Consider the following 13586-nt stretch of genomic DNA (forward strand, 5'->3'; position numbering starts at 1 on the left):
CGTCTTGATGACGGCTTTTTTGTCGCTGATCAAAGCGCAATATCAACCTTGCGCGGACGCCCGCCTTTCTTGCCATTGGCACGGGCCGCCTGAGCCTTGGCGGCACTGCTCTGGCGGCCATTGCGGCTGGCGATCACCGAAGCGGCCATGTCCATCAACGGTTTGCTCGCCTGGATCATCCCGGCGATAGAGACCTGCAAGTCCTTGCCCTCATGACAGAGCGCCGTCCCGCCGAAACCGACCTTGAACGGCTCGAAGTCTGCCGCCTCGAAACCGTCGAACTCCGGGTAGTTCTTCACCGGCAACACCACAGCGCTACCATCCTCGAAGCCGATCGACAGACAGAGCTCCTGAAAACTCACACTGATCACATTCAACCCACGACGAGTCGCTTCGCCTCGCTCGATGGCCTCATCCAGAGCGGCCTCTGTCAGCGGTCGATCGAATTGCACTTTTGCCTGTATCGTTTTCATAGCTCTATCTCCACCCCCTCTGGCGCGCCTATCAGCTCCATCAGGGTTTTGTTGTCCTTGACCTCATAACGAGCCGAGGCGATCTGATAGGTCGTACTGGCGATCCGCTTCATCAGCACTACTTCATTGGTCTGCCAATCCCATAACTGATTGCGCAGACAGGTGGTCTGCAATTTCACCCACCAGATACTGCGAGCACGACGTAAATGGGCGGGCTGTTTCAGCGCCTGACGTAATCCCTCCAAAACAGCCAAAGGCGGGCGGCGCGAGTGCGGGAGGACATCCCAGAGCTCGACGCCGTTGTGCCAGAAACTGAAGATGAAACGCGCACTCCATGTGCCTGCATCCACATGCACGTGCGGTGGGCAGTGCTCGTCACGCAGCATGACCACCAGTGCCAGCCCTTTGTAGGTGCATATTTTCATGCTAACCCATCTGTTAGGTTATTGAACTCCGAAGACCCGACATTCCTTTGAGATTCCGACAACTGGCTGTATCCATGCCATCGGTCACTGCAACCTGAGACTAGCGTTCGAGATCACCGCAGGTCCGCAAACCACCGGGCAAAATGGTAAGCAATCCTTTCATTACACCCACAAAAGCCGTCACGAGGACGGCGATTTGGACAGCAATACTCATCCCTGCTGCTGTCGATACTCGGTGGTGGTCATGCCGGCATAACCCCAGTTATCGGTGTCGATTTCTTCGATCACAATGTGGGTCAAGTCTGGCCGTTTACCGAGGACCCGGTGCAAGGTGTCGGTGATTTCGGCAATGACCTGGGCTTTCTGTTCCTTGGTGGCACCGTCGCGGGTAATACGCACGCTTACGAAAGGCATGATGTTTCTCCAGTGATGTGATCAGGAAAATGCAGCCCAATGTTTACCACTTGCCAGCGCTCATTCCGCCATTGACCGCCAATACCTGACCGGTGGTGCTGCCGGTGCTGAACAAGGGTGGCACCTTCAAAATGAGTGTTAGAGGGCACTCGCTGTATTTATCCGACAGCATTTGATAAATACAGACTCAGACACTTCATTTGATCCCCGGTGTAATCAATCATGCAGCGACAGTTCGACGATCTTCAGCTGGGCAGCATCGAGCTGTTTTGTCTGGCGGCCGAAGCCGGCAGTTTTACCGCTGCGGCGTTGGTGGCCGGTGTGACCCCAGCAGCCGTCAGCCGTTCGGTGTCGCGCATGGAGGAGCGCCTGGGGGTGCGGCTGTTCGCCCGTACGACGCGCAGTGTGAAGTTGACCGACAGCGGACGCCGTTATTTCGAGCAATGCCGTCAGGCGGTGGCGCAACTGGTCGAGGCCCAACGCGAAGTGATGGGCCAGCAGCAAGCGCCGTCCGGCAAATTGCGTATCAGTATTCCCACCACTTACGCTCATCACCGCATCCTGCCGTTGCTACCGGCGTTTCGAGCGCGCTTCCCTGACGTGCAGGTCGAAGCACATATCAGCAATCGCAACATTGATTTCGTCGACGAAGGCTATGACCTGGCGATTCGCGTGCGTGCCATCCCCGACTCCGGGTTGATCGCCCGACACCTTGAAGACGCCGCACTCGTGGTGATCGCCAGCCCCGATTACCTGCAACGCGCAGGCACCCCGCAAACCCTCGACGATCTGCACCGGCACGAATGCATCCAGTTCGAATTGCCCAGCAGCGGTCGGCGCATTTCCTGGTTGTTCAACGACAACCGCAAGCAACTGGAGGTACTCGCCGAGAGCGGCTTCAGTTGCTCCGACGACGTATTGGGCGGCGTGACACTGGCCAGGCATGGCGCCGGGCTGTTTCAGACCTATCGCTTCATCGTCGAGAAAGAGCTGGCCGAGGGTTCACTGATTGAAGTGCTTCAGCCTTTTGGCGGGCGTTCGCGGCCCTTCACGTTGCTGTATCCGCAGAGTCGTCATGTGCCGCTTCGGTTACGGGCGTTTATTGATTTTCTGCTTGAACATCAGCCGCACTGGGCAGGATGACGACAGCGACTGTCCGATCATCGAACACTTATTTCAATCCTTTGAGCCTTGGCGCTCAGCTTCAATTGACCAAATTAACCAGCTAGTACAATTTATCTCCACAGGCGGGTCTTCCTCGACCTACGCCCACAATAACAATGGAGATCCCCCCTGATGGCCCCTATCGTTCTGGTGCTCAACGGCCCGAACCTGAACTTGCTCGGCACCCGTGAGCCGGCGACTTATGGTCACGAAACCCTGGCCGACATTTCGGCCTTGTGCGGTCGCGCCGCCGAGGAGTTCGGTCTGGCGGTGGAGTTTCGCCAGACCAACCACGAGGGCGAATTGCTCGACTGGATTCATTCGGCACGCAGTCGTTGTGCCGGGATCGTGATCAATCCGGCGGCCTGGACGCACACCTCGGTAGCAATTCGAGACGCGCTGATCGCCAGCGAGTTACCGGTAATCGAAGTGCACCTGTCCAATGTGCATGCGCGCGAACCGTTCCGTCATCACTCGTTCGTTTCGGCCATTGCCACCGCAGTGTTGTGCGGTTTTGGCAGCCACGGCTATCGCCTGGCGCTGGAGCATTTCAGCCATCGCTTGAAGGGATGAGCCACATGTCGCAGAACAACGCTGTACTCGCAGGACTGATCGGCGCCGGCATCCAGGCGTCCCGAACCCCTGCGCTGCATGAGCACGAGGGCGATGCCCAAGGCCTGCGCTACCTCTATCGGTTGATCGACCTCGATCAGCTGAAACTCGACAGCGGCGCCCTCCCCGACTTGCTGATGGCAGCCGAGCGGATGAACTTCACCGGCCTGAACGTCACCTTTCCGTGCAAACAGGCGATCATCCCGCTGCTCGATGAACTCTCGCCTGAAGCCCGAGGCATTGGCGCAGTGAACACCGTGGTGCTCAAGGATGGAAAACGCATTGGGCACAACACCGACTGCCTGGGTTTTGCCGAAGGTTTTCGGCGTGGCTTGAACGGCACCGCCCGCAAGCGTGTCGTCCAAATGGGTGCTGGCGGTGCCGGTGCCGCAGTCGCCCACGCGCTATTGAGCGAAGGCGTGCAGCAGCTGAGTATTTTCGACGTGGACAGCAGCCGCGCGCAAAGCCTTGCGAACAACCTCAACCAACATTTTGGCAGCGGCCGGGCTTGTGCCGGCAGCGATCTGCCGAGTGCGCTGGCGCAAGCGGATGGACTGGTGAACACCACGCCGATGGGCATGGCCAAACTGCCCGGCATGCCAGTGCCAGTGGAGTTGCTGCGGGCCGAGTTGTGGGTCGCGGAGATTGTTTACTTTCCACTGGAAACCGAATTGCTGCGCAACGCCAAAGCCTTGGGTTGCCGTACTCTGGATGGCGGCAACATGGCAGTGTTCCAGGCGGTGAAGGCCTTCGAACTGTTCAGCGGTGTGGTGCCGGATGCGCAGCGGATGCTCGCGCACTTTCAAAGCATGAATGGTTGAAGATCAAAAGATCGCAGCCTGCGGCAGCTCCTACAGGCGGCGGGGTGTCATGCCGTTCCGCAGCCCGTAGGCGCTGCCGCAGGCTGCGATCTTTTAATTACTGAATTACACCTGTAAATAACGCAACACGGACTCGCAGATCATCTGGCGATGACGTTGCTTGATCGTTTCGTCCGGCAAGTCGATCTGAAAAATCTCACCGAAGGTATGACGGTTCGACACCCGGTAAAAACAGAACGAACTGATCAGTAAATGCACGTCCAGCGGATCCAGCCCGCTGCGGAACACGCCCTCCTCGGCACCGCGACGCAGAATCACGCCCAGCGAATCAAGGATCGTATTGTTCATCGCCTTGATCGCTTCGGACTGCTTCACGTACTCCGCGTTGTGGATGTTCTCGATGCTGACAATGCGCACGAAATCGACGTTGCGGTCATGGTGATCGAAGGTGAACTCCACCAGCCGCCGAATCGCCTCGCGCGGTTCCAGCTCAGCCAGGTGCAAGCGACTTTCAGTGCTGCGGATGTCGCCGTAAAGCTTCTCCAGCACCTCGACGTAGAGCTGTTCCTTGCTACCGAAGTAGTAATAGATCATCCGCTTCGAGGTGTGGATACGCTCGGCGATCGCATCGACACGAGCGCCGGACAAACCCTGCTGAACGAACTCGACAATGGCTTCTTGAAGAATGTTCTCGCGGGTCTTTTCCGGGTTGTTCTTGCGACTCTTGCGCGGCTCGATCAAGGGTTCGTCGGGCGCGACGGTGAGTTCTGTGGTCATTCTCATTCCGGGCTCAAGGCCATCACTGCACAGCTGGCGATTATGGGCCGCACGCTGCAGTGAAGGAAGCTTCGCCACGGCCGTTTACCCCTGCGTTTACGATTCTCCTACAACTTGGCGTGACGCAAGCCGCCGCTGCGCGACTTTGCCATTGCCGCCAGACGCACCGCAACGTTGGCCGCGCCGTACCCCATGTAGCCGTTCTTGCGCTGGATGATTTCGAAGAAAAAGCGCCCTTCAAAGGGTTCGGTGTACACATGAAACAGCTCACCGCCCTGAGCGTCGCGGTCATACAGCACGTTGTAATAGGCGAGCTCGCTGAGGAACTCGTCATCGAAATCAAAGCGTGCGGCGAGGTCATCGTAATAGTTGAGCGGGATGTCCAGCAGCGGAACGCCGGCCGCTTTGGCGCGACTGACTTCAGCAAAAATATCGTCGCAGTCGAAGGCAATGTGGTGCACACCGGAACCGCGATAACTGGACAAGGCGTGAGAGATCGCAGTGTTGCGGTTCTCGGAAATGTTCAGCGGCAAACGGATCGAGCTGCAACGACTGCGCAGCGCGCGACTTTTCACCAGGCCGTAAGGATCAGGCAACACCACTTCATCGTCGGCCTCGAAATCCAGCAGGCTTTTGTAGAACAGCACCCAACTGTCGAGGCTGTCCGCCGGCAGCGCCATCGCCATGTGGTCGATCCTTTTGAGTCCGCCAGCGGAGGCCGCCACCGGCTGCAACCGGAAGTCGGTGCCATAGACATCAGCGTGCTCATCCACCAGATAAATCAGGCTACCATCCGGCGCACGGACCGCCGCCAGTTCCAGCTCATTGGGGCCAACCAGCCCGCGATAAGGTTGCCCCTTGTAGGCCACCGCTCGAGCCAGCGCGCTGGCGCTGTCTTTGACCCGCACCGCAGTCGCGCACAATGACGGCCCGTGCGCTTCGAAAAAGCTGTGAGCAAACGAATAGGGTTCAGAGTTGAGAATCAGATTGATATCGCCCTGACGCAGCAGCGTGACGTTCTTGGAGCGGTGCTCACCGGCCTTGACGAAACCCAGTCGCTCCAGCCAATGGGACAGCTTGGCGCCGAGACTTTCGTCCACCGCGAACTCAAGAAATTCGATGCCGTCGTATTCACTGGCCGGCGGCGTGGCGAACAGAATATCGAGATTAGGCGCAGGCATAGCGTGTTGCTGCTGCAACCGCGCTCGGGTCTTCTCTTCCAGATACAGCAAGGAACGCAGGCCATCTGCGGCGTTGGCGCGTGGCGGCGCGGCGCGGAATCCATCGTTGAAGATCTCCAGCGACAACGGCCCGGTGTAGCCGCTCTGGATGATTGGCGCGAGGAAACCCGGCAAGTCGAATTCGCCCTGTCCGGGGAAGCAGCGAAAATGTCGGCTCCACTCCAGCACGTCCATGGCCAGGATCGGCGCATCGGCCATTTGCACAAAGAAAATCTTCTCGCCGGGAATGTCCGCGATAGCCCGAGGATCGCCCTTGAGCGACAAGGTATGAAAGCTGTCCAGCAATACGCCCAGACTCGGATGGTCCGCCTGGCGGACGATATTCCAGACCTGTTGATAAGTGTTCACATGCCGGCCCCAGGCCAGCGCTTCATAACCGATCCGCAAGCCACGAGCCCCGGCGCGCTCGGCCAGCAGGCGCAGGTCGTCGACCAGAATCTGCTCATCGCCAATGCTGTCGACCGAGGCATTACTGCACACCAGCACCAGGTCGGTGCCCAGTTCCTGCATCAGGTCGAACTTGCGCTCGGCGCGTTCGAGGTTGCGCGGCAAGCGGTCGCGGCGACAGCCTTCGAAATCACGAAAGGGTTGGAACAGGGTGATGGCGATACCCAGGTCTGCGCACATCTGTTTGATTTCACGCGGGCTGCCGTCGTAGTACAGAAGGTCGTTCTCGAAGATTTCCACCCCATCGAAACCCGCGGCGGCGATGGCTTCGAGTTTTTCCGGCAAGGTACCGCTCAAGGAAACGGTGGCAATGGAACGCTGCATGTTTCGACTCCCGGTGGGATGGCTGATCTTGTTAGAGGCACAACACGGCTTTCCGTAGCAGCTGGCGAAGCCTGCGTTCGGCTGCAAAGCAGTCGTAAATCCTGAGTGCGCGGTCCTCCTGACTCACCGCATCGCCTGATTTCACGACTGCTGCGCAGCCGAACGCAGGCTTCTCCAGCTGCTACAAGGGATCGCGTTTAACTTGAGGCAAATTATTGGCTGCATGAATGATCAGAGCAATTCAAAGTGTACCAACCAGTTAGTTTACTGTGCGATTATCGAACACAATGGTTGTTGGTGAATTGACGATTTTTCGCTCGCTGCGCACCATCGACAGCACATTGAGTCCGGTCATGAATCACCGGTCGAAGTGACCAAAGACCCAGAACACACCATAAAAATTTCAAAAATCGGGTACACGCTCATGCTTGCATTCAACGCCTTGCTCCGTTGCTCTCTCCCTCACTCCCTGTGCCTGGCGCCCGACCGCCAACCGCCTTCAAACCTTTCTGGCGCCTGCGACCGAACCCGGCTCGCACGCTGAACAAGCGCTTTGGTTGACTCAGCCAACATTGAGCCAACACAAACACTCAGCCGATCAATCATTGATTTCACTCTGCGCACCTGCGCATCCCGACGATTGATCACGCGCCCATGAAGTCCCGACAAGCCTTGCTTGTCAGTTATTGAACGGATGGCACAGATGATTCCTTCTCAGAGTTCTCACACGGAAAGCGCCCACATGGCTCCGGCCATGGGTGTCGCTGCCGGCGGTATCGGCGACAAAATCCGCGGCGCCATGGCGGTCGGCAAAACCCGTTGGGGCATGCTGGCGCTGGTGTTTTTCGCCACCACCCTGAACTACATCGACCGCGCCGCACTGGGTGTCATGCAGCCGATTCTGGCCAAGGAAATGAGCTGGACGGCGATGGACTACGCCAACATCAACTTCTGGTTTCAGGTCGGCTATGCCGTCGGCTTCGTGCTGCAAGGCCGACTGATCGACCGGGTCGGCGTGAAGCGCGTGTTCTTCTGCGCGGTCTTGCTCTGGAGCCTGGCCACCGGTGCTCATGGTCTGGCAACCTCGGCCGCAGGCTTTATGGTTTGCCGCTTTATCCTCGGGCTGACTGAAGCCGCCAACTACCCGGCCTGCGTGAAAACCACCCGATTGTGGTTCCCTGCCGGTGAACGCGCCGTGGCCACTGGCATCTTCAACGCCGGGACCAACGTCGGCGCGATGTTCACGCCGATGCTGCTGCCGCTGATCCTCCACGTCTGGGGCTGGCAAGCCGCGTTCCTGTGCATGTCGGCGCTGGGCGGGATCTGGTTGCTGTTCTGGGGCCTGAAGTACTTCAACCCGGAAGATCACCCGTCGGTGAAACAATCGGAACTGGACTACATCCAGAAGGAAGTCGAACCGGAACAAACCCGCGTGCCGTTCTCTCGGATCCTGCGGATGCGTGGCACCTGGGCCTTCGCCCTCGCCTACTCGATTACGGCGCCGGTGTTCTGGTTCTACCTGTACTGGCTGCCACCGTTCCTCAACCAGCAATACAACCTGGGGATCAACGTCACGCAGATGGGTATCCCGCTGATCATCATCTACCTGACCGCCGACTTCGGCAGCGTCGGCGGCGGCATTCTGTCCTCGTTCCTGATCGGTCGCGGGATCAACCCGATCAAGGCGCGACTGATGTCGATGCTGCTGTTCGCCTGCTGCATCATCGGCGTGATCATGGCCGCCGGTTCCAGCAACCTGTGGGTCGCGGTGTTTGCCATCTCGCTGGCCATCGGTGCACACCAGGCCTGGACCGCAAACATCTGGAGCCTGGTGATGGACTACACGCCCAAGCACATGATGAGCACGGTGTTCGGTTTCGGCGGGATGTGCGCAGCCATTGGCGGGATGTTCATGACCCAACTGGTCGGACACATTCTGACCATCACCAATAACAACTACACCGTGCTGTTCACCATAATTCCGGCGATGTACTTCATCGCACTGATCTGGCTGTACTTCATGGCACCGCGCAAGATTCCGAACCTCGAAGACTGATCCAGCCTTCTCGCAGGCCTGATCCCAGGCCTGCGTTTTTTCCCCAGCTCAACGACGCCGCTGTTGCCAGGCCGCCGCCAGACCACTGAGGCAAATGATCGCGATACCAATCACCGTGGTCAGGCTCGGCGTGTGGGAAAACAGCAGCCAGCCGAGCAGTCCGGCAAACACGATCTGACAGTATCCAAAGGGTGCCAGCAGGGCCGGTGCGGCATGCCGAAACGCCTGAGTCAGCAGCAGATGCGCCGTCATCCCGCAGCTACCCAGCGCCACCATCAACAGGCCATGAGTCAAACTCGGCACTTGCCAGAACATCGGCACCAGCGCACTCATGACCAGGGTGTTGCACAAACCAGCGAAGAAGTTGCTGGTGGTCGGGCTGTCGATCTCGCTGAGTTTGCGCGTCAACAGTTGGTAAAAGCAGAAGAACAACGCCGAGCAGAACGGCAGCAATACCGCCGGAGTGAACAACTCGCCGCCGGGGTGGACGATGATCAACACGCCGATAAACCCGCACATCACCGCCAGCCATTGCCCGCGCGTCACCCGCTCACCGAGCAATGGCACCGACAATGCGGTCACCAACACCGGCGCAAGAAAGTTGACCGCCGTGGCTTCCGCCAACGGGATGAACAACAGGCCCGTGGTGAACAACAGACTGGTGCCAAGCAAGCACAACGCCCGCAGCAACTGCAGCAACGGGCGTTTCGTGCGCAGGACACGCAAGCCGGATTGCGGCAGAAAAATCCCGGCCATCAGTAGCGTGTGAACCAGATAACGCGCCCACACCACCATGATCACCGGATAGAAGCCCGACAGGTATTTCGACAAGGCGTCGTGAGTGGAAAACAGGAAGGTCGCGACAACGATCAGCAGGATACCTTTGAAGGGTTGATTGATACCGGAGAGCGGCGTGCTGAGCGTCATGGGGTATCCCTTGTGTCTTGCATCAAAGGTCAAAAAGCATCGCGCGCAAGGCACTATGGAATTCCAACAATCTAGAACTTGATTCCAGTTTTCTGAACAGTAAAAAACAAAAAGTGTTCGATCATCGCACAGCTTCTACAGGGGGATGACGATCAGCTGAACAGCTCCGAGGCCTGACTCGCCGACGACAGTTCCTGAGCAAACTGCAACAACAACGGCGCCAGCTCATGCAGTCGTGATTCGGGTAACCGCGCACTCGGCCCGGCGACACTGAGCACGCCCACCACCCGCCCATCCACCGGATGGCGCACCACGGCGGCGATTGCCGAGGTGCCGACCGCCGAGCTCTCTAGAACCCAGGCATAACCGTGTTCGCGAGCCAGCCGCAGGCGTTCGAGCAGTTCGATATTGGAACGTGGCGCATTCGGTCCAAGCTCCAGCGGTACGTCCGCCGCCTGCCGCTCCACCAGCGACAAGGCCTCGGCGTCGCTCAGACACGCCAGCCACGCGTGCCCGGACGCGGTGTAGAACAACGGCGCATCGCGGCCCATGTCCGGGTCATAGCGCAAACCTGAACGCGCGCCCTGAGACTTGGCAATCCAGGTCTGACGCTCGCCTTCAATCACGCCCAATCGCACCAGCTCTCCGGTCTCCCGGGCCAACCGATCCAGCACCGGCTGGACGATATCCGCGCCGCTACTCGACAGGTAACGAAAGCCCATGGCAACCAGTTTGGTCGACAGGTGATAACGCAAGTTGTCCGGGTTCTGTCGCACATAACCCAGCCGGATCAACTCGGCGAGCAAACGGTGCGTCGCACTTTTCGGGATCTCCAGCTGCTCGGCCAACACCTGCATCGGCAGACCTCGCGGATCGCTGGTAAGACTTTCCAGCACACTGAAGACACGTTCGATTTGACTGCCGGCCATGGTGGGATTCCAGACGAAATTTAGCCGATTCTAGAAGACAACCGAAAGAATGCGAAATGTGGAACTGCCGCGTTCAACGACTGCCGGCAAGGGAACCAAACATCCTGCGCGATGCCTGAGATGTTCGCCGAAGCTCGCCTGCAGCCATCGGTTTCGCAGCTGAATGCCATACTGCCTTTCATCCGTCATAGTCTGACGATCGGACTGGCGACTATCTCTCTCACCAGCAACACTCACCACCACGCGCAAACAGAGGACTCTCGCATGCTATGGAAAAAAGGCCGCCGTAGTCAGGCCAATCAATGCGACACCTTCGCGACGAAGAGTCTGTAAATGCACACGCGCTGGCTGCTGGTATTCGCTCTGTTTTTCGGCAGCGCCAACCTCCTGGCTGCCGAGCATGGGGTCAAGGTCATCAGCCCTGGTCGCTTGAACATGGGCAACTCTGAGTTGGCGGTTGGCGTGAGCCAGTCATCACCGCAGATTCAGCGCGTACTGATCGTGATTCACGGGCGCTTGCGCAACGCTGAAACCTACCGCCAGAGCGCGGAAAGAGCCGCTGAGCAGGCCGGACAAAGCACTACTACCCTGGTGATCGCACCGCAGTTTCTCAATGAGACTGACATCGCTCGCCATCAACTGCCCGACAGCCTGCTGCACTGGCGCGGTAATGACTGGATGGCCGGCGAACTGTCCACCGGGCCGAATCCGCTGAGTTCCTTTGCGGTGCTCGACAAGATTCTGGAGCGCCTGAGCGATCGCCAGCAGTTTCCAACCCTGAAGGAAATCGTCATCGCCGGCCACTCCGGTGGTGCGCAAGTGGTGCAACGGTATGCGTTGCTCGGGCACGATCAGCCAGCACTGCAAGCGGCGGGAATTAGTGTGCGCTACGTGATCGCCAACCCGTCTTCGTATGCGTATTTCGATGAGCAGCGACCGGGGCCGTTCAATGCCGCGCATTGCCCCGGTTTCAATGACTGGAAGTACGGACTGCTGAAACTGCCGGACTACGCCAACGGGCAAACGGCACAGCAACTTGAGCAAGGCTACGTCCAGCGCAACATCACTTACTTGCTGGGTCAGCGAGACACCAACCCTCATCATCCGGCACTGGATAGAAGTTGCGCCGCCGAAACACAAGGCGCGTATCGGCTGATTCGTGGGCACAACTATTTCGACTATCTACAGCAGCGCCATCCCGAAGGGCTGAATCAGCGGCTGATCGAAGTGCCCGGGGTCGGGCATAACGGGGACAAAATGTTCACCTCGCCCGAGGGGCAGAAGGCGTTGTTCCAGTAGTTAGAAATATGTCGCCTGGCAGGGCCCTATCGCGAGCAGGCTCGCTCCCACATTTGATCTTCATGCGATCCCGTGTGGGAGCGAGCCTGCTCGCGATAGCGGTTAACCAGACAACAAATCCCTTAAGCCGACAGCATCTGCCTCAGTTCCAAACAATCCTGCGCATGCCAGTCGGCCAACTCGGGCCACGGGTTATCCGGCAGATTCACCAGCACCGTCCGTGCGCCCGCCGCGCGCCCACAATCCAGGTCGAAGCGATAATCACCGACCATCACCAGTTCGCTCGGTGCCACATCCCAAGCCTCGGCCAGTTTCAACAGACCACCCGGATGAGGTTTGGGCGGCGCTTCATCACGGCCCAGCACATCCTCTACCGCAAAGCAGTCAGCCAGGCCGATCGCCTCAAGCGTGACATGGGCCAGCTCGCGAGCATTGCGCGTGAGAATGCCGAGGCGATAGCCGCGCCCGGCCAGCTCACGCACCAGTTCCACCGCGCCGGGTGCCGGTTTGGAGCCCAGCGCCAGGTCCCGTTCATGTTCCAGCAACCAGGCGTGTTTCGCCGCGGCTTCATCGGCCGGCAGAGCCGCGAGGTGGGTGAGGATGTCGTGTTCAGCGGGAATCGCCAGCGCCTGGCGAATCGCCACGAAATCGTGCACGGCAATGGTCAGCGTGCCGTCCATGTCGAACACCCAATGCCGCACCTCGGAGAGACTCATGCCCAATCCTTGCGATGACGGATCAGGCCTTCCTGAGTGACCGAAGCCACCAGTTTGCCTGCGCGGTTAAACACACTGCCACGGGAAAAACCACGGGAGTTACCGGCCCATGGGCTGTCCATGGCGTACAGCAGCCAGTCATCGGCACGCAGATCAGCATGGAACCACAGCGCGTGATCGAGGCTGGCGACTTGCATGTCTTTCTGCCAGACCGACTTGCCGTGCGGCAGCAAGGAGCTGGTCAGCAAACCAAAGTCAGAAGCGTAGGCCAGCAGGTATTTGTGCAGCGCCGGTGAGTCGGCCAATGCACCGTCGGCGCGAAACCAGACGTACTTGATCGGGTCGGCCGGTTGCGGGTTGTACGGGTCTGCTTCCATCACCGGGCGGAACTCGATCGGCTTGGGGCACAGCAGTTTTTCGCGCATGTGCTCCGGAATCAAATGCGCGCGTTGCTGGGTGAGTTCCAGCTCCGACGGCAGGTTTTCCGGGCCGACCACTTGCGGCATCGCGGTCTGGTGTTCGAAGCCTTCTTCGTCGTACTGGAAGGACGCGCTGCACGTGAAGATCGGGTTGCCCTTCTGGATCGCCGTCACACGGCGGGTGCTGAAGCTACCGCCATCGCGAACCCGATCCACCTGGTAGACCACCGGCAAACCGGCGTCGCCCGGACGCAGGAAATAACCATGCATCGAATGCACATGGCGCGCTTCTTCAACCGTCTGGCTGGCCGCGGAAAGGGACTGGCCCAACACCTGGCCGCCGAACAGCTGACGAAAACCCAGGTCCTGGCTGCGACCGCGAAACAGGTTTTCTTCGATCGGTTCCAAGGTCAGCAAGTCGACCAGATCATCCAACACATGGCTCATTCAGACTCTCCTCACACAGAGCAATGCCGCGCAGTCTTGGCTGCGGCGGTCGATTCAGATATTGGCCCGGGCCAACCATGAGCCCATTGTAAACA

14 protein-coding genes are annotated in these 13586 nt (G+C 58.9%); 5 read left to right on the top strand and 9 right to left on the bottom strand.

Annotated features, from left to right (window positions below):
* Window positions 1-29: 29 nt before the first annotated feature.
* The 3 genes from AC1RKH_RS17405 to AC1RKH_RS17415 all read right to left on the bottom strand — a co-directional run bounded on the left by AC1RKH_RS17405 (window position 30) and on the right by AC1RKH_RS17415 (window position 1312).
* On the bottom strand, window positions 30-473 hold the full coding sequence (locus tag AC1RKH_RS17405; protein ID WP_493063607.1) for a DUF2442 domain-containing protein: 444 nt from the start codon (window positions 471-473) through the stop codon (window positions 30-32).
* On the bottom strand, window positions 470-898 hold the full coding sequence (locus AC1RKH_RS17410; protein ID WP_493063606.1) for a DUF4160 domain-containing protein: 429 nt from the start codon (window positions 896-898) through the stop codon (window positions 470-472). The genes AC1RKH_RS17405 and AC1RKH_RS17410 overlap by 4 nt, the downstream gene beginning before the upstream one ends.
* A 210-nt stretch (window positions 899-1108) precedes the next feature.
* Entirely contained in the window at window positions 1109-1312 is a 204-nt protein-coding gene (locus tag AC1RKH_RS17415; RefSeq protein ID WP_123423555.1) for a tautomerase family protein, read from the bottom strand.
* Between the two features lie 222 nt (window positions 1313-1534).
* On the opposite strand from AC1RKH_RS17415, the gene AC1RKH_RS17420 reads away from it, so the two are divergent.
* The 3 genes from AC1RKH_RS17420 to AC1RKH_RS17430 all read left to right on the top strand — a co-directional run bounded on the left by AC1RKH_RS17420 (window position 1535) and on the right by AC1RKH_RS17430 (window position 3909).
* Window positions 1535-2455 carry a LysR family transcriptional regulator gene (locus tag AC1RKH_RS17420; RefSeq protein ID WP_493063605.1) on the top strand — a complete coding sequence of 307 codons (921 nt, stop codon included), beginning with the start codon at window positions 1535-1537 and terminating at the stop codon, window positions 2453-2455.
* A 153-nt stretch (window positions 2456-2608) separates the two neighbouring features.
* Window positions 2609-3049 (top strand): type II 3-dehydroquinate dehydratase, encoded by a 441-nt coding sequence (gene aroQ, locus AC1RKH_RS17425; protein WP_493063604.1) that lies wholly within the window; start codon window positions 2609-2611, stop codon window positions 3047-3049.
* Between the two features lie 5 nt (window positions 3050-3054).
* Window positions 3055-3909, top strand: a complete 855-nt coding sequence (locus tag AC1RKH_RS17430; protein ID WP_493063603.1) for a shikimate dehydrogenase — start codon at window positions 3055-3057, stop codon at window positions 3907-3909.
* Between the two features lie 105 nt (window positions 3910-4014).
* On the opposite strand, the gene AC1RKH_RS17435 is transcribed toward AC1RKH_RS17430, so the two are convergent.
* On the bottom strand, window positions 4015-4692 hold the full coding sequence (locus AC1RKH_RS17435; RefSeq protein ID WP_493063602.1) for a TetR/AcrR family transcriptional regulator: 678 nt from the start codon (window positions 4690-4692) through the stop codon (window positions 4015-4017).
* Between the two features lie 101 nt (window positions 4693-4793).
* Entirely contained in the window at window positions 4794-6698 is a 1905-nt protein-coding gene (gene quiC, locus AC1RKH_RS17440) for a 3-dehydroshikimate dehydratase QuiC (RefSeq protein WP_493063601.1), read from the bottom strand.
* A gap of 742 nt (window positions 6699-7440) precedes the next feature.
* Here quiC and AC1RKH_RS17445 point away from each other — a divergent pair.
* Window positions 7441-8754, top strand: a complete 1314-nt coding sequence (locus AC1RKH_RS17445) for an MFS transporter (RefSeq protein ID WP_493063600.1) — start codon at window positions 7441-7443, stop codon at window positions 8752-8754.
* 48 nt (window positions 8755-8802) lie between these two features.
* Here the strand turns inward: AC1RKH_RS17445 and AC1RKH_RS17450 are convergent, their stop codons facing one another.
* The gene (locus AC1RKH_RS17450) at window positions 8803-9681 is read right to left on the bottom strand and encodes a DMT family transporter (protein WP_493063599.1); all 879 of its coding nucleotides are present in this window, start codon (window positions 9679-9681) and stop codon (window positions 8803-8805) included.
* A 152-nt stretch (window positions 9682-9833) separates the two neighbouring features.
* On the bottom strand, window positions 9834-10610 hold the full coding sequence (locus AC1RKH_RS17455) for an IclR family transcriptional regulator (protein WP_493063598.1): 777 nt from the start codon (window positions 10608-10610) through the stop codon (window positions 9834-9836).
* A gap of 333 nt (window positions 10611-10943) precedes the next feature.
* Between AC1RKH_RS17455 and AC1RKH_RS17460 the strand changes: the two genes are divergently transcribed.
* Entirely contained in the window at window positions 10944-11909 is a 966-nt protein-coding gene (locus tag AC1RKH_RS17460; RefSeq protein WP_493063597.1) for an alpha/beta hydrolase, read from the top strand.
* Window positions 11910-12031: 122 nt separating this feature from the next.
* On the opposite strand, the gene AC1RKH_RS17465 is transcribed toward AC1RKH_RS17460, so the two are convergent.
* Window positions 12032-12625, bottom strand: a complete 594-nt coding sequence (locus AC1RKH_RS17465; protein WP_123423544.1) for an HAD family hydrolase — start codon at window positions 12623-12625, stop codon at window positions 12032-12034.
* Complete coding sequence (tesB, locus tag AC1RKH_RS17470; RefSeq protein ID WP_493063596.1) at window positions 12622-13491, bottom strand: acyl-CoA thioesterase II; 870 nt, start codon at window positions 13489-13491, stop codon at window positions 12622-12624. The genes AC1RKH_RS17465 and tesB overlap by 4 nt, the downstream gene beginning before the upstream one ends.
* Window positions 13492-13586: the final 95 nt, after the last annotated feature.

This window comes from Pseudomonas sp. GW822-FHT06B12, assembly GCF_058799675.1.